Origin of the sequence: Corynebacterium crudilactis (genome assembly GCF_001643015.1) — a bacterium.
Taxonomy (GTDB): domain Bacteria; phylum Actinomycetota; class Actinomycetes; order Mycobacteriales; family Mycobacteriaceae; genus Corynebacterium; species Corynebacterium crudilactis.
This window is the reverse complement of the sequence record NZ_CP015622.1, coordinates 2,476,969-2,499,161: the sequence shown is the minus strand read 5'-3', so window position 1 is coordinate 2,499,161 and position 22,193 is coordinate 2,476,969. Positions and strand designations below refer to the sequence as shown.

Annotated in this window: 20 protein-coding genes and 5 tRNA genes; 19 read left to right on the top strand and 6 right to left on the bottom strand. The window is 51.5% G+C overall.

Annotation, left to right across the window (positions count from 1 at the left end):
- Positions 1 to 2: 2 nt before the first annotated feature.
- A complete protein-coding gene (locus ccrud_RS11635; RefSeq protein ID WP_066567850.1) occupies positions 3 to 947 on the top strand; it encodes an aminodeoxychorismate lyase in 945 nt (314 codons plus the stop codon).
- A gap of 315 nt (positions 948 to 1,262) precedes the next feature.
- Here ccrud_RS11635 and ccrud_RS11630 read toward each other — a convergent pair whose 3' ends face one another.
- Positions 1,263 to 1,952: a heme-binding beta-barrel domain-containing protein gene (locus ccrud_RS11630; RefSeq protein WP_066567847.1), complete on the bottom strand. Its 690-nt coding sequence runs from the start codon at positions 1,950 to 1,952 to the stop codon at positions 1,263 to 1,265.
- Here ccrud_RS11630 and ccrud_RS11625 point away from each other — a divergent pair.
- Positions 1,951 to 3,069, top strand: coding sequence for a diacylglycerol/lipid kinase family protein (locus ccrud_RS11625; protein ID WP_066567846.1), 1,119 nt, complete (start codon positions 1,951 to 1,953; stop codon positions 3,067 to 3,069). The two genes, ccrud_RS11630 and ccrud_RS11625, sit on opposite strands and share 2 nt — an antisense overlap.
- Before the next feature lie 13 nt (positions 3,070 to 3,082).
- Here ccrud_RS11625 and ccrud_RS11620 read toward each other — a convergent pair whose 3' ends face one another.
- Complete coding sequence (locus ccrud_RS11620; RefSeq protein ID WP_066567844.1) at positions 3,083 to 3,868, bottom strand: LmeA family phospholipid-binding protein; 786 nt, start codon at positions 3,866 to 3,868, stop codon at positions 3,083 to 3,085.
- A gap of 59 nt (positions 3,869 to 3,927) precedes the next feature.
- Here ccrud_RS11620 and mshD point away from each other — a divergent pair, with 59 nt between their 5' ends.
- The 5 genes from mshD to pstB all read left to right on the top strand — a co-directional run bounded on the left by mshD (position 3,928) and on the right by pstB (position 9,195).
- Complete coding sequence (gene mshD, locus ccrud_RS11615) at positions 3,928 to 4,806, top strand: mycothiol synthase (protein WP_066567842.1); 879 nt, start codon at positions 3,928 to 3,930, stop codon at positions 4,804 to 4,806.
- Between the two features lie 294 nt (positions 4,807 to 5,100).
- Positions 5,101 to 6,228, top strand: coding sequence for a phosphate ABC transporter substrate-binding protein PstS (gene pstS, locus ccrud_RS11610; RefSeq protein ID WP_066567840.1), 1,128 nt, complete (start codon positions 5,101 to 5,103; stop codon positions 6,226 to 6,228).
- Between the two features lie 152 nt (positions 6,229 to 6,380).
- Positions 6,381 to 7,448: a phosphate ABC transporter permease subunit PstC gene (gene pstC / locus ccrud_RS11605; RefSeq protein WP_066567838.1), complete on the top strand. Its 1,068-nt coding sequence runs from the start codon at positions 6,381 to 6,383 to the stop codon at positions 7,446 to 7,448.
- 14 nt (positions 7,449 to 7,462) lie between these two features.
- Positions 7,463 to 8,386 carry a phosphate ABC transporter permease PstA gene (pstA, locus tag ccrud_RS11600; RefSeq protein WP_066567835.1) on the top strand — a complete coding sequence of 308 codons (924 nt, stop codon included), beginning with the start codon at positions 7,463 to 7,465 and terminating at the stop codon, positions 8,384 to 8,386.
- Positions 8,387 to 8,421: 35 nt separating this feature from the next.
- Positions 8,422 to 9,195 (top strand): phosphate ABC transporter ATP-binding protein PstB, encoded by a 774-nt coding sequence (gene pstB, locus ccrud_RS11595; protein ID WP_066567834.1) that lies wholly within the window; start codon positions 8,422 to 8,424, stop codon positions 9,193 to 9,195.
- A gap of 66 nt (positions 9,196 to 9,261) precedes the next feature.
- Here the strand turns inward: pstB and phoU are convergent, their stop codons facing one another.
- Entirely contained in the window at positions 9,262 to 9,999 is a 738-nt protein-coding gene (gene phoU / locus ccrud_RS11590; RefSeq protein ID WP_066567831.1) for a phosphate signaling complex protein PhoU, read from the bottom strand.
- A gap of 102 nt (positions 10,000 to 10,101) precedes the next feature.
- Complete coding sequence (gene dusB, locus ccrud_RS11585; protein ID WP_066567828.1) at positions 10,102 to 11,247, bottom strand: tRNA dihydrouridine synthase DusB; 1,146 nt, start codon at positions 11,245 to 11,247, stop codon at positions 10,102 to 10,104.
- Between the two features lie 495 nt (positions 11,248 to 11,742).
- Between dusB and scpC the strand changes: the two genes are divergently transcribed.
- The 11 genes from scpC (at position 11,743) to ccrud_RS11530 (ending at position 18,946) form a co-directional block, all read left to right on the top strand.
- Entirely contained in the window at positions 11,743 to 13,251 is a 1,509-nt protein-coding gene (gene scpC, locus ccrud_RS11580; RefSeq protein ID WP_066567825.1) for a succinyl-CoA:acetate CoA-transferase ScpC, read from the top strand.
- Between the two features lie 146 nt (positions 13,252 to 13,397).
- Positions 13,398 to 13,470: transfer RNA gene (locus tag ccrud_RS11575), tRNA-Lys, on the top strand.
- Between the two features lie 66 nt (positions 13,471 to 13,536).
- Entirely contained in the window at positions 13,537 to 14,361 is an 825-nt protein-coding gene (locus ccrud_RS11570) for an alpha/beta hydrolase (protein WP_066567823.1), read from the top strand.
- Between the two features lie 70 nt (positions 14,362 to 14,431).
- On the top strand, positions 14,432 to 15,169 hold the full coding sequence (locus ccrud_RS11565; RefSeq protein ID WP_066567814.1) for a DsbA family oxidoreductase: 738 nt from the start codon (positions 14,432 to 14,434) through the stop codon (positions 15,167 to 15,169).
- Between the two features lie 109 nt (positions 15,170 to 15,278).
- Positions 15,279 to 15,351, top strand: a tRNA-Glu gene (locus ccrud_RS11560).
- A gap of 40 nt (positions 15,352 to 15,391) precedes the next feature.
- Positions 15,392 to 15,465, top strand: a tRNA-Asp gene (locus ccrud_RS11555).
- A 669-nt stretch (positions 15,466 to 16,134) separates the two neighbouring features.
- Entirely contained in the window at positions 16,135 to 17,331 is a 1,197-nt protein-coding gene (gene sucC / locus ccrud_RS11550) for an ADP-forming succinate--CoA ligase subunit beta (protein ID WP_066569907.1), read from the top strand.
- A 21-nt stretch (positions 17,332 to 17,352) separates the two neighbouring features.
- On the top strand, positions 17,353 to 18,237 hold the full coding sequence (gene sucD / locus ccrud_RS11545) for a succinate--CoA ligase subunit alpha (RefSeq protein WP_066567809.1): 885 nt from the start codon (positions 17,353 to 17,355) through the stop codon (positions 18,235 to 18,237).
- A gap of 118 nt (positions 18,238 to 18,355) precedes the next feature.
- Positions 18,356 to 18,429: transfer RNA gene (locus tag ccrud_RS11540), tRNA-Asp, on the top strand.
- Between the two features lie 32 nt (positions 18,430 to 18,461).
- Positions 18,462 to 18,537: transfer RNA gene (locus ccrud_RS11535), tRNA-Phe, on the top strand.
- Between the two features lie 118 nt (positions 18,538 to 18,655).
- A complete protein-coding gene (locus ccrud_RS11530; RefSeq protein ID WP_066567806.1) occupies positions 18,656 to 18,946 on the top strand; it encodes a GNAT family N-acetyltransferase in 291 nt (96 codons plus the stop codon).
- Positions 18,947 to 19,035: 89 nt separating this feature from the next.
- Here the strand turns inward: ccrud_RS11530 and epsC are convergent, their stop codons facing one another.
- Together epsC and cysK are read right to left on the bottom strand one after the other, a co-directional pair.
- Positions 19,036 to 19,602 carry a serine O-acetyltransferase EpsC gene (gene epsC / locus ccrud_RS11525; protein ID WP_066567804.1) on the bottom strand — a complete coding sequence of 189 codons (567 nt, stop codon included), beginning with the start codon at positions 19,600 to 19,602 and terminating at the stop codon, positions 19,036 to 19,038.
- Positions 19,603 to 19,722: 120 nt separating this feature from the next.
- On the bottom strand, positions 19,723 to 20,658 hold the full coding sequence (gene cysK / locus ccrud_RS11520) for a cysteine synthase A (protein ID WP_066567803.1): 936 nt from the start codon (positions 20,656 to 20,658) through the stop codon (positions 19,723 to 19,725).
- Positions 20,659 to 21,326: 668 nt separating this feature from the next.
- Here cysK and ramA point away from each other — a divergent pair.
- Positions 21,327 to 22,172: an acetate metabolism transcriptional regulator RamA gene (gene ramA, locus ccrud_RS11515; protein WP_066567801.1), complete on the top strand. Its 846-nt coding sequence runs from the start codon at positions 21,327 to 21,329 to the stop codon at positions 22,170 to 22,172.
- Positions 22,173 to 22,193 lie beyond the last annotated feature (21 nt).

Genomic DNA, 22,193 nt, shown 5'->3' with positions numbered 1-22,193 from the left:
TTATGGCGCTTGTACCTCGTCCCATGTCTGCACCGGCACCGGTGATCCTCATTGTCGAACCCTACGGTGGGTCTATCCGACAGCAAAACCCCAATTTGCCCATGGTCTTTTGGGACGATGCCGCATTGACCCGCGGCGATGGAATTTTCGAAACACTTCTCATCCGCGATGGTCATCCGTGTAATCTGCGCCGGCACGGAGAGCGCTTCAAAGCTTCTGCAGCTCTGTTGGGACTGCCGGAACCGATCCTGGCGGATTGGGAAAAAGCTACGCGCATGGGTATCGAATCTTGGTATTCCAATCCGCAAGCAGGCGAAGCTTCATGCACGTGGACTTTAAGCCGAGGCCGATCAACTACTGGTTTGGCATCAGGATGGTTAACTATCACTCCTGTGTCAGCAGAAAAACTCGCTGAGCGGGATCACGGTGTTTCGGTGATGACTAGTTCACGCGGATATTCCATTGATACTGAACTGCCTGGAATTGGAAAAGCAACACGTGGCGAGCTATCCAAAGTGGAAAAAACCCCAGCTCCATGGCTTACTGTCGGGGCGAAAACTTTGGCATATGCCGCAAATATGGCTGCTCTGCGATACGCCAAAGCCAATGGATTCGATGATGTTATTTTCACCGATGAGGACCGTGTGTTAGAAGGCGCTACCTCCACTGTGGTCAGTTTTAAAGGGGATAAAATCCGCACCCCAGCCCCAGGGGGAGACATTCTTCCCGGAACCACTCAAGCCGCATTATTTGAATACGCAACGCAAAAAGGGTGGCGTTGTAAAGAAAAAGACTTAAGCGTGGATGATCTCTTCGGCGCAGATAGCGTGTGGTTGGTGTCCTCTGTGCGAGGAGCAGTGCGCGTCACCAGGCTTGATGGGCATAAACTTCCAAAACCTGACAATGAGAAAGAAATCAGAGCGTTGATCTCTAAAGCGCTTGGGTAGTTTTCACGCTGAAATTTTAGTAGGGCTCAAAAGTCGATTTAAGGCCTCAGATTTCCGGCATGGATATTTCCTGAGAGATGCTTTGGGAAAGGCTTAGGGGCGATTTTAGGGAGGGCACTTTTTCGGAGGTGCGAACAGTGTTTTGAACAAACCAGATTGGGTGACCAAGGTGGAGAGAAATCAACCGTTCTTGGTCAATCAGTCTGGATAGCACCATGGAGCGATTATTCAGGGACTGAATTGCTCGATATGGGACACAAAAGACTCCGAAATCAGAAAAAGGGCCTTGAAATTTCAAGGCCCTTTTAGTGATTTTTAGCCGATCACGCGGGAAAGCTGTGCGGACATCCGTGGCTTGAGGGCATCTCCTACGAGGCGCTCATCTACCCAGCCCAGTTCATTGGTTGGAAGTAGGCCGTAGAGGCGCTTTCCTGGTCCGAGAGTGGAAGGACCGGTTGCGGTGACCATGGTGGAAGCTGATTCCAATTCCCATGCGCGTTCATTGAGTGGCTGGCCGTAGTAAATTTCTACAACGCCGCTTGCGTGAGTGAAGACGAATTCAATCTCATCCTTGAGGCTGATGCGCCAGAAACCGGATTCGCGGTGGTCTGAGCCTACGGTTTCGCCCTCTTCGTTGAGTTTCCACATGCGGGACTCATAAGAGAGGTAGTTTTCGCCGTCGTGGGAGAAAGTGATCTGCTGGCCGAATGGGTACTGGCCGCCTTCTGCTGTGTCTGCCTGGCCTTCACCGCGCCATACGCCAACGAGGGGGAGCAGGGCTAGGAGACCATCGTGCAGGTTAGGTCCTTCACGGAGGTTTGCAGTGTCGTCTGGGATTGGGAGGTCGCCCAATCCTGGGATGTTGCGGTGTGCAGTGCCCTTGGACTGTTCTGCTGCGAGGTCAACTGCATCTGAACCGCTGATGCTTGCAGATTGAGATAGGGATGGTCCGTCTGCGCCGGTGCCGGGTACTACTGGATTTTTTGGGGTGTCATTTTCGCTCATGGCATTCAAGCGTAGCGTTTTGCTACTAGCCTTAGAAAATATGCATGTCCTTCTGATCGCGAACCCAGAGTCCACTACTCAGACACAAGAACTTTTCCGGCGTGTGGTCCCACAGCTGATGAAAATTGATGATGTGCACCTTGAGGCAAGATTTACCCATTACGCAGGCCATGCTGAGGAAATGCTCCAGGGTATGACCCGTGATGATTTTGATGTCATTATTCCTGCCGGAGGTGATGGCACTGTCAATGAAGTGATAAATGGGTTACTCGGCAAAGCCGAAGGTGATCTTCGAAACGTTGAGGATTTACCGGCGGTTGCAGTCCTGCCAACGGGCTCTGCAAATGTTTTTGCACGGGCGTTAGGCTATCCAACTGATCCTTATACAGCAGCGGAAATGTTGGTGGATTTGGTACGCAAGAAGCACACTCGCACAATCACGCTTGGTACCTGGAAAGGCGATGAAGAGGATACTCGCTGGTTTGCAGTGAATGCTGGGTTCGGCATCGATGCAGATGTTATTGCCCGTGTAGAGCGTGCCCGCGCGCAAGGTTTTGCTGCGTCCCCGTTGTTGTATTTGCAAGTGAGTATCAGGGCGTGGATCAAAACTCAGATCAAGCCGCCAAAAATTACTGTGGAGGCTGTTGATACTCAAGGCGAGGAGCTGCAGCGGGAGGATATTCCCCTGTTGCTTGCTTCCAATACCAATCCGTGGACATTTTTAGGTCCGTTGCCTGTGGTCACGAATCCTGAAAATTCTTTTGATTCCGGCCTCGGACTGTTTGGCCTGACAGATGTCCGTGGTTTTGGCGGGGTCGCTGCAATGATGCACCTCATTGGTCTGGGGCGTGGAAGAAAGCTGGAAAAGCTCATCGCCAAACGAACCATTGAGTTTGATGATGTGGAAAAAGTCACTCTTATGTGTACTAGTGGTCAGCGTTTTCAAGTTGACGGCGAATTTGAAGGAAAGCCAACTCAGGTGGTGCTGGAATCTATTCCTGATGCCTTAAGAGTATTTGCACCTAACACTAATCCAGCTCCGCCAACGATGAGTTGGTCTCGCCATGTGCGCAAGCACGTGAGGGATTTCATCCGCGTGCGCAGCTTTGGGATTTAGACAAAGGGAAGGTTTAGGAGTTATCTGAATTTTCTTCTGGAGCAGCCAGCGGAGAAAGCTCTCGGGTGGTCAGTTCAACATTGCGGGCTTCTGATTGGAAGTGGATCGATCCGCCAGAGAGATAGACAGCCATGGCACGGTCGGCTAAAGGCAATTGCAAGGTGTCTACCCTCCATGTGAAAGCTGGGGCTACATCATCCAGGGTGAGTCCGGAGGGGGCGTCGACAAGCTCATATGGAAGCATCTGGAATTCGGAGCCGACTAGGCGCAGGTTGACCAGGACGCTCACGGGGTCTTCCATGCCTGGCGGGGTGCCGGTGAGGAGTGCTTCGGAGGCTTGTCCGCCTGAGGGAGAAATATCGATGGGGTGGGAGATATCCAGGTCGGTGATATCCAACTTCGCACCGATCGCGACTCCGTCCATGCGCAAGGTGCGGGCAAAAGTCTCTGCAGTCGTGCCGTTGAGATCGCCGGAGAAAATTTGAGCTGGCGTCACCTTTACTTTGTTTACTTCAGTTCGTGCATTGACCATGCCGACACCTGGAATTTCGACATCTAACATGTCGATGCTCACCGAGTCGAGCTCGCCTGTGAAAAATGCCATGGTGTACACAGAACTGCCCAAAAATACTCGTGGTGCATTTTCTAGATTTGCGGACTCTGCAACAGCGACAGAAAGGTTGCGTTCTGCATGCGCTGCAATGGAAGAATCGACAATCCAAAATGCGCCGCCGACCACTGCAACTGCTCCAATTGTCGACGCTGTAATGGTTAATACTCGTTTTCTGGATTTTTCCACATCTATATCTTTACCCCACGTTCCTGCAAGAGATTCAAAGTTGGGGCTAACCTGGGGTCATGAATACCTCCAATCGCATCAAAAATACTCAGATAGCGCTGGACCGAGACCTTCGTGAGCAGGCACTATTGCTCCTGAAAGAGGTTCGCGCGGTGGATGGCGTTGACGCGCTCTCGGAGCAATTCCTTCGCGGTCTTGCTGAACCTGGGCTTGGTCATACACATTTAATTGTCACGCTGAATGGCAAATTGGTTGGCCTCGCGGCCACGGATGAGGAAACCACGGAGCTAGCTGTCCACCCGGCGCACAGGCGCCAGGGCATCGGCAAGGCGCTTATCGACGCGACCCCTTCGGCTTCTATCTGGGCGCATGGAAACACCGTTGGTGCCCAAGCATTGGCTTCCACCTTGCGTATGAAAAAGACCCGTGAGCTTTTAGTTATGGAAGTTGATGGCTTAGCCCTGGAAGAATCTGCGAAATTCCTTGATCCAGAAGGTATTACGCACAGCAGCTTGGCTAATGCCCCAATTGAGAAGTCTGCTGCAGAAGCAAAATGGTTGCAAGCAAACAATGAGGCCTTTGATTGGCACCCTGAACAGGGCGGATGGACCACGTATCGGCTTGCACAGGCACAGAAGGCTTCTTGGTACAAAGATGCTGACGTGCTATTTCTTTGGGATGGCGAGGAAGTAGTTGGCTTCCATTGGGTAAAGCAACACAGTGCTGAATTACAGGAAATCTATGTTGTTGGATTGTCAGCTGCCTATCGTGGTCGTGGCTTGGGGGACCCATTGGTGCGCTTGGGTCTGCATCATATGAAGGCTCAAGGAGCTAAAAAAGTTGTGCTGTATGTAGAAGCAGACAACAAACCGGCAGTAGCTGCATACGAAAAATTAGGCTTTTCTGTCGCAGAAAGTCACGTTGTTTACGAAAAGTAAAAATTCTGCATGCCAGGTAACTGTGAAAATGATAAGAATCGGGATTTTCCGCCCCCAGGGGCTGGAAAATGCCCGATTTTTGTGACTGGAGTCTCTAAGTAGTGCGAGTGAGATGCAAGGGGTGGCAAAATTTGCCGAACGCTATCCCAGAGTTCATTGTCTGTTAACCAAATTAGCCTTAGTTGGTCATTTCCAGGTCTTAGATTTTTAGATCGTGAGCAAACAGGAAGGGTGTAAACCCGCCTGCTGAATCTGCTCAGACGATGTCTTAACTTAAACCGGAAAGGCTTCCCCGTGAACCTCACTCTTAAGCGCTCCATCGCCCTCGTGGGCGCAGTTACCGCAGGCTCCTTCGCACTTGTAGCTTGCTCCGACTCCACCGAGTCTGATTCCGCTTCTTCCTCTTCCGCAGCTTCCACCGGATCTGATTCCGCGGCTGTTGAGGGTCTTTCCGGTGTATCCGGTCAGCTCGTTGCTGAAGGTGCATCTTCCCAGCAGTCCGCAATGGACTACTTCGGTATCAAGTACTCCGAGTCTGTTGATGGCGCATCTTTGGCTTACACCCCTTCAGGTTCCGGTTCCGGCCGTACCAACTTCGCTGCAGGCCAGGTTTCCTTCGGTGGATCTGACTCCCCAATGAAGGAAGACCAGGCTGCAGAAGCAGCAGCGCGTTGTGAAGGCAATGAAGCATGGCACTTGCCATTCGTTATCGGCCCAGTTGCTGTTGCTTACAACGTTCCTGGCGTTGAGTCCCTGAACTTGGACACCAACACCATTGCTCAGATTTTCAAGGGTGAAATCACCAACTGGAACGACGAAGCAATCGCTTCCCAGAACGAGGGCACTGAGCTTCCTGATCTGGACATCTCTGTTCTGTACCGTTCCGAAGAATCCGGCACCTCCGATAACTTCCAGAAGTTCCTCGGTGCTTCCACCGATATCTGGGAGACCGAAGGCCAGCAGTTCCCAACCGAGGTTGGCTCTGGCGCACAGGGCTCCAACGGTGTTGCTTCTGAGACCTCCAACATCGAGGGTGGCATCACCTACGTTGAGGCTGGTTTCGCTCAGCAGTCCGGTCTTGGTATTGCAAACATTGACTTCGGCTCCGGCCCAGTTGAGCTCAATGCAGAGTCCGTCGGCGTTGCACTTGGTGCACTCGACTTCCTGACTGAGGGCCACAACATGGTTGTTGACACCGACGCTATGTTCGCAATGAACGAAGCCGGTGCTTACCCACTGATCCTCACCACCTACGAGATCGTCTGCTCCGCTGGCTACGACGAGACCACTCGCAACCAGGTCAAGGACTTCCTGACCGTTGCTCTGGACTCCCAGGATGATCAGCTTGAAGCTCTTGGCTACATCCCAGTTACCGGCGCTCACTACGACCGCCTTGTTGCAGCAGTTGACGCAATCCAGTAATCAACTGCTTGCACGTAGTCTCACTGCTTAAACGCGTGTGAGTACTGCATTTAAGACAATCGGGCGCCCTCTCCCCATATCAAGTGGGGGAGAGCGCCCGATTTTCCTAACAAGCTTTTTATCAATACGCCAGTTAAGGAAATAAATCACCAATGGCCACTAATGAGTCAGTTTCGGAGAAGCGGATCTTGGATTCCTCCAAGGTAGAGGCACACCCTGTTGCCACCAACGCGAACTCCTCACAGACCAAGCCTTCACGGAAGATCGTTGCGGAAGGTGGCGGAAGCGTTAAACGCCCCGGCGATCGCATCTTCGAGTTCCTCTCTACCGCCTCTGCAGCGATTATTACTGCTATGATCCTTGCCATCGCGGCGTTCCTTATCTGGCGTGCTGTTCCAGCTTTGATGCGTAATGCTGAAGGCATTGTTGGCTTCTTCACCTACTCAGGTGCATGGAACACCACCGACATCGATGCAATGTATTTCGGTATTCCGAACCTACTTGCAGCAACCCTTCTCATCTCTGTTATCGCGCTGCTGATCGCAATGCCAATTGCACTGGGAATCGCGATCTTCCTCTCTAATTACTCACCAAAGCGCCTGGTTAAACCACTGGGCTACATGGTAGATATGCTCGCAGCTGTGCCTTCGATCGTTTATGGTCTCTGGGGCTGGCAGGTGCTTGGACCAGCTTTGTCTGGTTTTTACACCTGGATCGAAAGCTGGGGCGGAAGTTTCTTCCTCTTTGCTACTTACCAAAACTCACCTTCCTTCGCCACAGGCCGCAATATGCTCACCGGTGGCATCGTGCTCGCAGTGATGATCTTGCCGGTCATCGCAGCAACCGCACGTGAAGTTTTCGTCCAAACTCCAAAAGGCCACATTGAGTCCGCATTGGCACTGGGCGCAACTCGTTGGGAAGTAGTTCGTTTGACCGTCCTGCCATTCGGCATGTCTGGTTATGTCTCCGGCGCGATGCTCGGCCTTGGTCGTGCATTGGGTGAGACGATGGCGCTCTATATGGTGGTTTCGCCGTCCTCGGCGTTCCGCTTCTCGCTTTTCGACGGCGGCACCACGTTCGCAACGGCCATCGCGAACGCTGCCCCAGAATTCAACGACAACACCCGTGCAGGTGCCTACATCTCAGCCGGCCTCGTGCTGTTCGCCCTCACCTTCATCGTCAACGCTGGCGCACGCGCCATGGTTAACCGCGGAAAGTAGAAGGGGAATAAAACATGACTAACAACGTTGTTACTCCGCGTATGGATGAGCCATTGAAGAAGGGCTCTGCTTTTACTGATATCTCATCTCGCCGTAAATCCACCGACACTGCTGCAACTGTCATCATCTATGGTGCTATGGCTCTCGCAGCGGTTCCCTTGGTGTGGGTACTGTGGACTGTTATTGCTCGGGGTCTTGCCCCAATCCTCACCGCTGATTGGTGGACCACATCCCAGGCTGGCGTCATGCTGATGCTGCCAGGAGGTGGCGCTGCCCACGCGATGATCGGTACCTTCATGCAGGCAGTGGTTACCTCAGTGGTCTCCATCCCAATCGGTATCTTCACCGCGATCTATCTTGTGGAATACTCCAACGGTAACCGCCTCGGCCGTTTGACCACCTTCATGGTGGACATCCTCACCGGTGTGCCATCCATCGTTGCTGCACTGTTCGTTTACTCTCTGTGGATTGTGCTCTTCGGCTTCGATCGCTCTGGCTTCGCAGTATCACTGTCCTTGGTTATTCTGATGGTTCCAGTGATCATCCGAAACACTGAAGAAATGCTCCGTGTTGTTCCGCAGGATCTGCGCGAAGCATCCTATGCGCTGGGCGTGCCAAAGTGGAAGACCATCGCTAAGATCGTTCTTCCTACCGCGCTGTCCGGTATCGTCACCGGCGTCATGCTCGCTGTTGCTCGCGTCATGGGTGAATCTGCACCAGTTCTAGTCCTGGTTGGTTCTTCCCAGGCCATCAACTGGAACCCATTCGCTGGCCCACAGGCTTCCCTTCCACTGATGATGCTTGATATGTACAAGGCCGGCACCGCACCAGCAACACTGGATAAGCTGTGGGGCGCAGCCCTCACCCTGGTGCTCATCATTGCCGTCCTCAACATTGGCGCGCGAATTATCTCCGCCAAGTTCTCTGTCAAGCAATAACAATCTCAGAAAATAACACAGGAGTATTTAACGCGATGTCAAAGCTCAAACTCAATGATGTCAACATCTTCTACGGTGATTTCCACGCAGTGCAGAATGTGAACCTCGAAGTTCCAGCGCGCTCAGTCACCGCATTCATCGGACCATCCGGCTGTGGCAAGTCCACCGTGCTGCGTTCCATCAACCGCATGCACGAGGTCACCCCAGGTGCATACGTGAAGGGCGAGATCCTTCTCGATGGCGAGAACATCTACGGTTCCAAGGTTGACCCAGTAGCAGTCCGAAACACCATCGGCATGGTCTTCCAGAAGGCCAACCCATTCCCAACCATGTCCATCGAAGACAACGTGGTTGCAGGACTGAAGCTTTCCGGTGAGAAGAACAAGAAGAAGCTCAAAGAAGTTGCTGAAAAGTCTCTGCGCGGCGCAAACCTTTGGGAAGAAGTGAAGGACCGTCTAGATAAGCCAGGCGGTGGCCTGTCCGGTGGACAGCAACAGCGTCTGTGCATCGCACGTGCGATCGCAGTGGAGCCAGAAATCCTCCTCATGGATGAGCCTTGCTCCGCACTTGACCCAATTTCTACTTTGGCTGTGGAAGATCTTATCCACGAGCTGAAGGAAGAGTTCACCATCGTTATTGTGACTCACAACATGCAGCAGGCTGCACGTGTATCTGATCAGACCGCGTTCTACTCACTGGAAGCAACCGGTAAGCCGGGTCGCCTGGTTGAGATCGGTGCAACCAAGAAGATCTTCGAAAACCCAGATCAGAAGGAAACCGAAGATTACATCTCCGGACGCTTCGGATAAATCGAAGAAGAATTAAAGCCACTACCCGCCAAAGGGGAGTGGCTTTTTTCGTCGATAAGCAAGGCTTTAATCACTGCTTGAGCGGAACTGCCGCTCGAGCGCTGCCCAGCGCTTTTCCATATCTTCCTCGGCCTCCTGCTGCTCGCGCTTTTGCAAATATTCCTCCGGGTGTAGCCCAGTGGATAGATAGATGATGCGCGCTGCAACATTGACGGTGTGATCGGCGTAGCGCTCATAAAAGCGAGACAGCAAAGTGAGATCGACAGCACTTTTCGTGCTGTGTGGCCACGGTCGGAGTGTAAGTACACGCATGATGTGCTGATGAAGATCATCGATGGCATCATCGCTTTCAGCCATCTTAAGTGCAAGATCTGGTTCTGGATTGATCAGAATCTGGCGAATGTGATCAGTCATATCGGAAGTAATACGAGCCATTTCCTTGAAATAGCCACGCATCTCTTCAGGAATAACCGGATCCGGATAACGACGGCGGACAGAATTAGCCACATGCATGGCTAGAGCGCCCATGCGAGTGATTTCCTCCACGATGTAGATAGAGGAAACAACCTGGCGGAGGTCGCGTGCCACAGGGGTTTCTAGAGCCAGCAGCTCAACAGCCTGAGATTCACACCGAAGGCGGATTTCATCAAGCTGATCGGCGACACCCAAAGCTTTTTCTGCAGAAGCCAAAGAAGTACGCAAGAGAGCATCGGTGGCGCTCTCCATGCATTCCTTAGTTAGATCACACAAAATAATCAGGTCGTGTGCGAATTCATCTAGTTGCTGTCTATAGGCCGTACGCATGGAAATACTATAAGACGCTCTGAACCGTTCCGCAGGTTGAGAGATCCAGGTAACGTTTAATCACCTAATAATGGGGGAGAGCCAACTATCAAGGGGTGCAGGTTATCCGCCGGAGTTCTCCATCTCGGCGCCTTCAGGCACCGTGGCATCCTCTGGATCATCCAACCATCCATCAGGAAGAGCTACCTTTGCTGGAGCGCCCTGACGGCCGCGTGCACCTTCAGCATCTTCGGCTTTTGCTGTGGAATTTGACCACGGGGCCAAAAGATCTTCCAATTCGACATAGGTGGATACGCGCGCCAGGTTGGAGCGGAATTCTCCGCCTACTGGGAATCCGCGCAGATACCAACCCATGTGCTTACGCAAATCGCGGATGCCCTTGGTTTCGCCATCGTGCTGAATAAGAAGTTCAGCATGGCGCAGAATGATACGGGTAACTTCGCCGAAGGTTGGCTCTTCAGGGATTTCCTTACCGCGGACAGCTGCAGAGAGCTCTGCGAATAGCCAAGGTCGACCCAAACAACCACGGCCAACTACGACGCCGTCGCAGCCAGTTTGTTCCATCATGCGAGTGGCGTCCTCCGCAGCGAAAATATCGCCGTTGCCTAGAACTGGGATGCCGGTGTCAGCAAGGTGTTCTTTGAGGCGAGCAATCTCATTCCAATCAGCTTCACCGGAATAACGCTGCGCTGCGGTGCGAGCGTGAAGTGCTACGGACTTTGCACCGGCGTCGACAGCAATCCGTCCAGCATCCAAGTGCGTGTGGTGCTCATCATCGATACCCACGCGGAATTTCACTGTAACCGGAATGTCTGTGCCTTCAGTGGCTTTGACGGCCGCGGAAACAATGTTTTCAAAAAGTCGGCGTTTATAAGGAATGGCGGAACCGCCACCCCGGCGCGTGACCTTTGGAACTGGGCAGCCGAAGTTCATATCAATATGATCTGCCAGATTCTCATCGATGATCATTTTGGCTGCTTCGTAGGTGTAACGAGGGTCAACTGTATAAAGCTGCAGACTGCGCGGATTTTCATCCGGCGCAAAAATGGTCATGTGCATGGTTTTTTCATTGCGCTCAACGAGTGCTCGCGCAGTCACCATTTCACAGACATACAGCCCCGAAATTGTGCCCGTGCGCTGCATTTCTTGTTCACGGCACAGCGTGCGGAACGCAACGTTAGTAACTCCTGCCATGGGGGCAAGAATCACAGGGGAAGCAAGATCAAAGGGGCCGATTTTTAAAGTCACCCTATCATTGTCCCCCGCATGCTGGTTTGGGCAAAATATTTACCCGGAAATGTGGGGGAGAGTGCTTTCCAGATTGGATTGTGGCGTGAGGGGTTTAGGTAGGAAGTTGTCTAGTAGACGGAATTTAGCATGTGGGGGAGTGGGGAATTTCTAGAATTTTGAAAAGCTTGCAAAACAAACCAAACACGAAAATGGGGGTAAACGGGAATGCGAATCCCCATGTCAGGGACGTCACTCGGGCTTTTACTGCCATCATGGTTTATCCTGGAAATACAACATCAAAGTGGGGTACGTCATATGCTTCTATTGGAAGTGATCTAACTAGAGTAGTTGGTCATACCTAGAAGCCATGATGTGAACTGCGATAATTAATCTCGTCGGACTTTGAAAAGGTCCGCATTATTCCTGCCCAAGGCGAATCTTTCAACGTGAACCTCGGGCTTTGTAGTGCGGAGTATTTCTATGAAGTAGTCCGATTACCTGAGGAGGTACTGAATGTCTGATCGCATTGCTTCAGCGAAGCTGCGCTCGAAGGTCATGTCTGCCGAAGAAGCAGCACAGTTCGTTAACCACGGTGACAAGGTCGGCATGTCCGGCTTTACTGGCGCTGGCTACCCTAAGGCTCTGCCGACAGCAATCGCTAACCGTGCAAAAGATGCTCACGGTGCAGGCAACGACTACGCAATTGATTTGTTCACTGGCGCTTCCACCGCACCTGATTGCGATGGCGTCCTAGCTGAAGCTGACGCAATTCGTTGGCGTATGCCTTACGCGTCCGATCCAATCATGCGTAGCAAGATCAACGAAGGAAAGATGGGTTACTCTGATATCCACCTTTCCCACTCCGGTCAGCAGGTAGAAGAAGGTTTCTTCGGCAAGCTCAACGTTGCAGTCATCGAAGTCACTCGTATCACCGAAGAGGGCTACATTATCCCTTCTTCCTCTGTTGGTAACAACGTTGAGTGGCTAAACGCAGCGGAAAAGGTCATCCTGGAGGTTAACTCCTGGCAGTCTGCAGACCTTGAGGGCATGCATGATATTTGGTCTGTACCTTCATTGCCAAACCGTATTGCAGTGCCAATCAACAAGGCCGGCGACCGTATTGGTGTCCCATATATCGAATTCGACACCGACAAGGTTGTTGCAATCGTGGAGACCGATACTCCAGACCGTAACGCACCTTTCAAGCCTGTCGATGACATCTCCAAGCAGATTGCAGGCAACTTCCTCGACTTCCTGGAAAGCGAAGTTTCTGCAGGCCGTTTGACCTACGACGGTTACGTCATGCAGTCCGGCGTGGGCAACGTACCAAACGCTGTGATGGCTGGCCTTCTGGATTCCAAGTTTGAAAACATCCAGGCCTACACCGAAGTCATCCAGGATGGCATGGTTGATCTCATCGACGCTGGCAAGATGACTGTTGCATCCGCTACTTCCTTCTCCCTGTCTCCTGAGTACGCAGAGAAGATGAACAACGAGGCAAAGCGCTACCGCGAGTCGATCATCCTGCGCCCACAGCAGATCTCTAACCACCCAGAGGTCATCCGTCGCGTTGGTCTGATCGCTACTAACGGCCTTATCGAGGCTGATATCTACGGCAACGTTAACTCCACCAACGTTTCCGGCTCCCGTGTCATGAACGGCATCGGAGGCTCCGGCGACTTCACTCGTAACGGCTACATCTCTAGCTTCATCACCCCTTCAGAGGCAAAGGGCGGCGCGATCTCCGCTATCGTTCCTTTCGCATCCCACATCGACCACACTGAGCACGATGTCATGGTTGTTATCTCTGAGTACGGCTTCGCAGACCTTCGTGGTCTAGCTCCACGCGAACGCGTCGCCAAGATGATCGGCCTGGCACACCCTGATTACCGTCCACTGCTCGAGGAGTACTACGCACGCGCAACCTCCGGCGACAACAAGTTCATGCAGACCCCTCATGACCTTGCAACTGCCTTTGATTTCCACATCAACCTGGCAAAGAACGGCTCCATGAAGGCTTAAGCTTTTGGATCTGTAATGAAGAACCGCCATCTCGCAATAAGAGACACGGCGGTTCTTTCTTATATAACCAGTTCAAGTCACCTTTTTGAGATTAATGAAGGGCGATTTTAAATAGCTGGGTGCTATGTACTAATATGGTCAGAGTTGGGCCTATAGCTCAGTTGGTAGAGCTACGGACTTTTAATCCGCAGGTCTCGGGTTCGAGTCCCGATGGGCCCACAAATGATCCCCCGTTCAGAGTAATTACACTGAACGGGGGATTTTTGTTTTTGTTAGGTTGGGAGCATGACGAACCCTTATGAAGCCTTCGTGCCCCTGAAGCACCGTACAGGTATTCAACCTGAAAACACCTGGTGGGAATGGGAATCGAAACGGATTCACATCGCAAGGAGACGTCGAGAAGCGCCCGTCCGTGTCATCGTGGTACACGGCCTTGGTACGCACAGCGGTGCCCTCTGGCCCCTCGTCGCAGCCATAGAAGGCGCGGACCTGGCCGCGATTGACCTGCCTAAAACTCCGCTTTACGACGATTGGCTGCGCCTTCTAGAAGCTTTCATCACTTCCGAAAACGACGGCAGGCCACTCATCCTTATAGGCGCCGGCACAGGTGGACTACTCAGTGCAGAAGCCGCCAGCCGCACCGGATTGGTATCGCATGTCATCGTAACCTGCCTCTTAAATCCCGCAGACCAAAAAACGCGCCGGGCCCTATTTAGATTCTCTCCACTTACACGTTTGATCCAGGGATCTCTGCGCAACCGTGAAGTCTCGACGTCGAGGGTGGTTAACTTCAATAAAATCAGTCGCAGTCCAGGCTTGAGCAAATTATGCGCCGCCGATGAACACAGCGGCGCATCCAAAATAACCTGGGGCTTTCTTGCATCCTATTTACAGCACAAACCAAAGCTCGGTGGCGCTCCCGCACTCACGTTGATGCATCCAGACCACGATAAATTAACCCCTGCTGAGTTAAGTCTGCGCACTTTCAAGCGGATACCTGCCACAAGCGAAGTGGTCATGCTCAAAGATTGCGGGCATTTCCCTATAGAAGAACCTGGCTTTAGCACCATGATTGACACTGTTAGAAGCATTGTTGCGCGGAATAGTTAGGCGCTAGTGGTGGTTGAGATGGGGGAGTAGAACTTTCCTATCTTTCAAAACTAACGAGGTCCCCAACATCATGACTATAGAATTCACTGCACCAGCAAAAATGAAAATTGAAGTGTGGAGCGACATCATGTGCCCCTTTTGCTATATCGGCAAAAAGCGCCTCGATGATGTCTTAAATACTTTTACACAGTCCGACCGCATTGATGTTGAGTACAAGAGTTTCGAACTCATGCCCGGCCTAGAAACCCATCCACTGCGTTCCAGTACCGAAATGCTCTCAGAAGCAAAAGGCATGCCCTTGGAACAAGCGCGCCAAATGAATGAACAAGTTAAGGCAATGGCGAATTCTGCCGGCCTTGAGATGCACCCAGATTCATCTATTGCAGCGAACACCGTCAATGCCCACCGCCTGACGCACTTTGCAAAAGCACAAGACAAACAACAGGAACTGACTCAAGCACTTTTTAAAGCACACTTCGTGGATGGCAAAAACATTGATGATCTAGATGCCTTGGTTGAAATTGCTACTGCGGTTGGCCTAGATGGTGCAGCAGCACGTGAAGCTCTGGAATCAGGTGCTTTCAATGCAGAAGTTGAACAAGATGTCTTGGAAGCACGTCAACTCGGAGTACAAGGTGTCCCTTTCTTCGTTTTCGACCGCAAGTACGCCATCAACGGAGCGCAGCAATCAGAAGTATTCTCCGGAACCATCGAAAAAGCATTTGAGGAATGGTCCGCAGAGAACCCAGCGAGCCCATTCAAAGTGATTGATGGTCAAAGCTGCTCAACCGACGGCACCTGCGCTTAAGTTATTCGTGACTAATTCAGGTCTTAGTGTTTAAACATGCAGGTCAACGCGCGATTTTGCAGATCTGAAGAAGTCACGTATATTTATATCCAGTCGCCGAGAGCGACGAGCTCCCATCGTCTAGGGGCCTAGGACACTGCCCTTTCACGGCAGCGACACGGGTTCGAATCCCGTTGGGAGTACTACTTCCCCAAAGGAAGTAGCAGTGAATGCTGCAAATGAGGCCCTGTGGCGCAGTTGGTTAGCGCGCCGCCCTGTCACGGCGGAGGTCGCGGGTTCAAGTCCCGTCAGGGTCGCAGCAATGTGATTACAGAGGTTGTACTTTTTCTTTAAGAAATTGTACAACCTCTGTTTTTTATTTCCTATAGAGATTCTTTGAGGTTTTCGGCTTAAGGACCCTTGGTCCAGGTTTTCCGAGGTATGGGGTTGAGGGACTCTGGGATATATAACTTGGGGGGTCCTGCAGAGTTTTTGCGGTTTCATGGTTCGAGACCGCTCGGTTTTTAAGTAAAAAAGAGACTGATCTCGAGTATGCGAAATTGTCAGTGAGAGCTCGTTAACGGGATCTCGAACTTAGAGTGCGGGCCTTGGGGGAAAGGGCTTAAAGTTCGACTTCGCGGAGACGACTTCTCATGCTCAACTCCTCATCAACGACTTCACTATGAAAATCTGAAAAATCCTACTGAAGTCGACCATGGGAAGTCGAACTTCAGGATGAGTTGCTGGATCAATCTCTCAAGAGCTCACTTGCAGGGCAGCCTTTCCTGGAGATTTCTGCGGAAAAGTTTTCAATTAAGGGGCCTTGAACACTGAAAATTAAGTTTTGTTGTAGTTTGCAAAGTTTACAGTGTTAGACTTCACAATATGTTCACATCAGTGAGTTAAAGCACTTAAAGTGGGCGTGTGGAAGCTTTGTTCAAGATGCAGAAGGCTCTCATCGCGTGGGGCCAGAAATGGAATTGGCAGTGGATCTTTTTGAATACCAAGCACGAGACCTCTTTGAATCTCATGGCGTGCCAGTGCTGAAAGGCATTGTGGCTTCAACTCCAGAGACTGTACGGAAAGCCGCCGAGGAAATTGGTGGTCTGACTGTTGTGAAAGCTCAAGTGAAGGTGGGAGGTCGTGGTAAAGCCGGTGGAGTTCGGGTGGCTCCTACGGCAGCTCAGGCTTTTGATGCAGCTGAGGCAATTCTTGGCATGGATATCAAGGGGCACACTGTTGATCACGTGATGGTTGCAGAAGGTGCTGATATTGCTGAGGAATACTATTTTTCTATTTTGTTGGATCGTGCGAATCGTTCTTATTTAGCCATGTGCTCTGTGGAGGGTGGCATGGAGATTGAAATTTTAGCTAAGGAAAAGCCGGAGGCGTTGGCCAAGGTTGAAGTGGATCCCCTGACTGGCATTGATGAAGATAAAGCGCGAGAAATTGTCTCTAAGGCTGGTTTTGAAGCGGATGTGGCTGAGAAGGTCATTCCAGTGTTGATGAAGATCTGGAAGGTTTATTACGAGGAAGAGGCAACACTTGTTGAGGTGAATCCTTTAGTTCTTACTGATGCCGGTGATGTGATCGCTTTGGATGGAAAGATCACGTTGGATGATAATGCTGATTTTCGCCATATAAACCGTGGTGCATTGGCTGAATCTGCTGGTGGTTTGGATATTTTGGAGCTAAAAGCCAAGAAGAATGACCTGAACTATGTGAAGTTGGATGGTTCTGTCGGCATTATTGGTAATGGTGCTGGTTTGGTGATGTCTACATTGGATATTGTCGCTGCAGCGGGTGAGCGTCATGGAGGGCAACGTCCGGCGAACTTCCTTGATATTGGAGGCGGGGCCTCAGCAGAATCAATGGCGGCTGGTTTGGATGTGATTCTGGGGGATCGCCAGGTGCGCAGTGTGTTTGTAAATGTGTTTGGTGGCATTACTGCGTGTGATGTTGTGGCACGAGGAATCATTGGAGCCTTGGATGTGCTTGGCGATCAAGCAACGAAGCCTCTCGTGGTGCGTCTTGATGGAAATAATGTGTTTGAAGGGCGTCGCATTTTGGCGGAATATGATCATCCGCTGGTCACAGTGGTTGATGGTATGGATGCTGCGGCTGATCGTGCGGCGCATTTAGCTAATTTGGCCGAGCATGATCAATTCGCAACCGCTAACTAGTCAAGGGATATCTGTTTAATCATGTCTATTTTTCTTAACTCTGATTCACGCATCATCATTCAGGGCATTACTGGTTCTGAAGGCTCGGAGCATGCGCGCCGCATTCTCGCGTCTGGTGCGAAGCTTGTTGGAGGTACTAATCCTCGTAAGGCTGGGCAAACCATTCTTATTAATGACACAGAGCTGCCAGTATTTGGCACAGTGGAAGAAGCAATGGCAAAAACTGGGGCTGATGTGACGGTTATTTTTGTGCCACCGGCTTTTGCCAAAGCAGCGATCATTGAAGCGATTGATGCACATATTCCTTTGTGTGTGATTATTACTGAGGGCATTCCTATTCGTGATGCTTCAGAAGCGTGGGCTTATGCCAAAAAGGTGGGACATACTCGTATCATTGGCCCGAACTGTCCAGGAATTATTACTCCGGGTGAATCGCTTGCAGGAATTACTCCTGCGAATATCGCAGGTTCTGGCCCGATCGGGTTGATTTCTAAGTCTGGAACTCTGACGTATCAAATGATGTATGAGCTTTCTGATATTGGTATTTCAACGGCCATTGGTATTGGCGGCGATCCAATTATTGGCACCACGCATATTGACGCGTTGGAGGCGTTTGAAGCGGATCCTGAGACCAAGGCGATTGTCATGATCGGTGAAATTGGTGGTGATGCAGAAGAGCGAGCTGCGGAGTTTATTTCCTCGCATGTCACTAAACCTGTGGTGGGTTATGTTGCGGGCTTTACTGCGCCTGAGGGGAAGACAATGGGGCACGCTGGAGCTATCGTGACTGGTTCTGAAGGTACAGCGCAGGCAAAGAAGCTTGCTCTGGAAGCCGTAGGGGTACGAGTTGGTACAACGCCAAGTGAAACTGCGAAGCTGATGCGAGAGGTAGTTGCAGCTTTGTAATTATTGGCCTTGATTTTATGGAATGACCTGCGGATTTGTGGCTAATCAATGTGTCTGTGTAGAGTATTCATCTGTACGCAGGACAGTGTGACAAACGCTGAACAACGTACTGCTTTAAGGCCCTGTGGCGCAGTTGGTTAGCGCGCCGCCCTGTCACGGCGGAGGTCGCGGGTTCAAGTCCCGTCAGGGTCGCTGGAGTTAGTCTACAATGTAGGTTAGCCCCTGGCCAGATAGCTCAGTCGGTAGAGCGTTCGCCTGAAAAGTGAAAGGTCGCCGGTTCGATCCCGGCTCTGGCCACCATCTACACCCCGTTTTATTTCCTAAGAAATAAAACGGGGTGTCTTTGTGTTCAAAAGGTATAAAGGAAGAGTAGTCCCGGTTGCTTTAATTGGGATGAGAGATACCGAGGAGAATACTCATGAGTGAGAACACGAACATCGAGGTCACCCACAATGCGGGGCAGAAGCGTTTTGTTATTAGTGTTGATGGCACCCCGGCGGGTTTCGCCAGTTATTTAGACGGATCGGATATCCGCAATTTTAACCACACTGTCATTAAGCCTGAATTTCGCGGACAGGGTTTGTCGGCTCCACTGATTAAGTTTGCCTTGGATGACGCCAGGGAGTCCGGCATTCGCATCCATGATGCGTGTTCTGCGGTTGCTGGTTTTATCCAGAAAAACCCTGAGTACAAAGATCTAAAAAATTAGCTTTTCGACATCTCCCCGTGGCATTTGGGGAAAATAAAATCACACTGCCAAAGCTTGTCGTTGGCAGTGTGATTTATTTCTAAGATCTTCTAGATGTAGTAATCGGGATCAACGAGCTTAATCTTTTCAGATTTGCCGCGAGGCCTTGCTACAGCAGGAATACCGACAGCAATGTGTTCAGATGGAACATCTTTGGTAACAACTGCATTGGCGCCAATGGCGGAGCCTTCTCCGATGGTGATAGGTCCTAAAATTTTTGCGCCGGCGCCGACAGTAACGTTGTCGCACAGCGTTGGGTGACGCTTTGTTTGGGTCAGAACCTGACCACCGAGAGTAACACCGTGGTAGAGCATGACTCCTTCGCCGATTTCTGCGGTTTCGCCAATAACGATGCCCATGCCGTGATCAATGAAAAAACGTCTGCCGATGGTTGCTCCAGGGTGGATTTCAATGCCAGTAAGAAAGCGAGTGAATTGGGCTAAAACACGAGCAGGGCCGCGGAATCCTGATTTCCACCAGCTGTGTGCGACTCGGTGCGCCCAAATGGCGTGGAGGCCGGAATAAACTACGGCGTTTTCTAAATCGCCTCGGGCCGCTGGATCGTGTTCACGGGCGTTTGCGAGATCTTCGCGGATCATTTTCAGAGTCGAGAGCATGCAGGCAAGTCTAACAGCGTGTCTATTGAGCGAGTGGAAACTCGGCAGAGAAATATTCACATGATTAGTGCATATGAAAAACACCCAAGCGGGGAAGCTTGGGTGTTTGGGGGCGAGGAATTAGTCGCGGATATCTTCGTAAAGAACGGTGGAGACGTAGCGCTCGCCGAAGTCGGTGACAACAGTAACGATGGTCTTGCCAGCGTTCTCTGGCTTTGCAGCAAGATCAAGGGCAGCCTTGATGTTTGCACCGGTGGAGATGCCGCCCAGGATGCCTTCGTCAGTAGCGAGCTTGCGGGAGTATGCGATTGCATCTTCGTTGGAGATGGTCAGCACGTCATCGAGAACCTTGCGGTCTAGAACCTCAGGGATGAAGTTAGCGCCGATGCCCTGAATCTTGTGTGGGCCAGCCTTGCCTGCGGTAAGCAGTGGGGAAGCCTCTGGCTCGACGGTGTAAATCTGAACGTCTGCGTTGTTCTCCTTGAGGACCTGGCCAACGCCGGTGACGGTGCCGCCGGTGCCGAAGCCAGCAACGAAAATGTCAACGTTGCCGTCGGTGTCTTCGAGGATTTCCTTCGCGGTGGTTTCACGGTGGATCTTTGGGTTTGCTTCGTTTTCAAACTGACGAGCCAGGATAGCGTTTCCGCGCTCTGCGACGATTTCGTCAGCCTTATCCTTAGCTCCCTGCATTCCTGCAGCGCCTGGGGTGAGGACGATTTCTGCACCGTAGGCACGGAGGAGAACGCGACGCTCGTTTGACATGGTCTCAGGCATGGTGAGAACAACGTTATAGCCGCGGGCAGCGCCAACCATTGCCAATGCAATACCGGTGTTGCCGGAAGTTGCCTCAACGATGGTGCCGCCTGGCTTTAGTTCACCGGACTGCTCTGCAGCTTCAATGATGGCAAGGCCGATGCGGTCCTTGACGGAGTTTGCTGGGTTGAAGGACTCAAGTTTAACCAAGATGGTTGCGTCAAGGCCTTCGGTGAGCTTGTTCAGCTTTACCAGTGGGGTGCGGCCGATTGTTTCGGTGATGTTCTTGTACACGTTGCCCATGGGGGAGTGCTCCAATCAATGATTATTTTAAATTTAGTTGGACTGCCATTTTGAAAAAGTAGCCCCTGTGAGATGAGTCTACACAAAAAGCAACTCAAAAAATAGACAGTGCTGTTCATTTTTTGTAGACAGGCAGTTTTTGCAGGTGAGGGCATTTGTGCGGAATGAATATTTTTCCCGGAAGGGTGGCCTGTGTGGGGAGGCGTCGAAAAGCATCTTTTTAAATGTATGACCTGGTGGAAAAATCTTAAAGATTTGGCAGTTGCGCCCAATAATTTCACCTTTTCCGTAGGTAAATTAGTGTTCTATGACACTTATTTCAGCAAACTTAAGATATCCCCCCACCACAGATGGGGGTGGCGGGTGTGTTGAGGAGGGGCTAACCGGGCAGGGATTTGAGATTTTCTGCAAAACCATTGTGAACTGCAGATTAAGTACCTCATTGGGGGTGGTTGAAGTCTCGGGGGTGCGGTATGAGGGGTGGGGAACTTATTTGAATACCCCCGAAAAGCAAAGTAAGTAGGCATAGTTGTCAACATAATGGCGATTTGACTCAACTATGATCACCCCCAAAGGGGAGGTACACTGTACCCTTGTCGAATGATTGTTACTCGTGAAGCACTCAATGGGTGTACCAGCACGGGTGTAAAGCAGGAGGAAATCTGAAGGTGGATACTCAGCGGATTAAAGATGACGAAGATGCTATTCGTTCGGCGCTGACATCGCTGAAAACCGCAACAGGCATCCCAGTCACCATGTTCGCCACTGTCTTGCAGGACAATCGTCTGCAAATAACTCAGTGGGTTGGTTTGCGTACCCCGGCTCTTCAAAATCTGATTATTGAGCCTGGCGTCGGCGTAGGTGGACGTGTTGTGGCAACGCGCCGCCCGGTTGGTGTTAGTGATTACACCAGGGCAAATGTTATTTCGCATGAAAAGGATACTGCGATCCAGGATGAGGGGCTGCATTCTATTGTGGCCGTTCCGGTTATCGTGCATCGCGAAATTCGTGGCGTTTTATATGTTGGCGTGCACTCTGCAGTACGCCTTGGTGACACCGTGATTGAAGAAGTCACCATGACCGCTCGCACGTTGGAGCAAAACCTTGCGATCAACTCTGCGCTTCGTCGTAATGGCGTTCCAGATGGACGCGGTTCCTTGAAAGCAAACCGCGTGATGAATGGCGCGGAGTGGGAGCAGGTTCGCTCAACTCACTCTAAGCTTCGGATGCTGGCCAACCGCGTCACTGATGAAGAGCTTCGTCGCGATTTGGAAGAACTGTGCGATCAGATGGTCACTCCAGTCCGCATCAAGCAGACGACGAAGCTGTCCGCACGCGAGCTTGATGTTTTGGCTTGTGTTGCACTCGGACATACCAATGTCGAAGCTGCTGAAGAAATGGGCATCGGAGCAGAAACCGTGAAGAGTTACCTGCGCTCAGTCATGCGTAAGCTCGGCGCCCACACGCGCTACGAGGCAGTCAATGCCGCACGCCGCATCGGCGCTTTGCCTTAAAAATTAATGCTTATCGACGCC

Coding starts and splice junctions, on each gene's coding strand:
- ccrud_RS11635 (WP_066567850.1), top strand. CDS start 3: ATGGCGCTTGTACCTCGTCCCATGTCTGCACCGGCACCGGTGATCCTC.
- ccrud_RS11625 (WP_066567846.1), top strand. CDS start 1,951: ATGGCATTCAAGCGTAGCGTTTTGCTACTAGCCTTAGAAAATATGCAT.
- ccrud_RS11630 (WP_066567847.1), bottom strand. CDS start 1,952: ATGAGCGAAAATGACACCCCAAAAAATCCAGTAGTACCCGGCACCGGC.
- mshD (WP_066567842.1), top strand. CDS start 3,928: ATGAATACCTCCAATCGCATCAAAAATACTCAGATAGCGCTGGACCGA.
- pstC (WP_066567838.1), top strand. CDS start 6,381: ATGGCCACTAATGAGTCAGTTTCGGAGAAGCGGATCTTGGATTCCTCC.
- pstA (WP_066567835.1), top strand. CDS start 7,463: ATGACTAACAACGTTGTTACTCCGCGTATGGATGAGCCATTGAAGAAG.
- pstB (WP_066567834.1), top strand. CDS start 8,422: ATGTCAAAGCTCAAACTCAATGATGTCAACATCTTCTACGGTGATTTC.
- phoU (WP_066567831.1), bottom strand. CDS start 9,999: ATGCGTACGGCCTATAGACAGCAACTAGATGAATTCGCACACGACCTG.
- scpC (WP_066567825.1), top strand. CDS start 11,743: ATGTCTGATCGCATTGCTTCAGCGAAGCTGCGCTCGAAGGTCATGTCT.
- ccrud_RS11570 (WP_066567823.1), top strand. CDS start 13,537: ATGACGAACCCTTATGAAGCCTTCGTGCCCCTGAAGCACCGTACAGGT.
- ccrud_RS11565 (WP_066567814.1), top strand. CDS start 14,432: ATGACTATAGAATTCACTGCACCAGCAAAAATGAAAATTGAAGTGTGG.
- sucD (WP_066567809.1), top strand. CDS start 17,353: ATGTCTATTTTTCTTAACTCTGATTCACGCATCATCATTCAGGGCATT.
- ccrud_RS11530 (WP_066567806.1), top strand. CDS start 18,656: ATGAGTGAGAACACGAACATCGAGGTCACCCACAATGCGGGGCAGAAG.
- epsC (WP_066567804.1), bottom strand. CDS start 19,602: ATGCTCTCGACTCTGAAAATGATCCGCGAAGATCTCGCAAACGCCCGT.
- cysK (WP_066567803.1), bottom strand. CDS start 20,658: ATGGGCAACGTGTACAAGAACATCACCGAAACAATCGGCCGCACCCCA.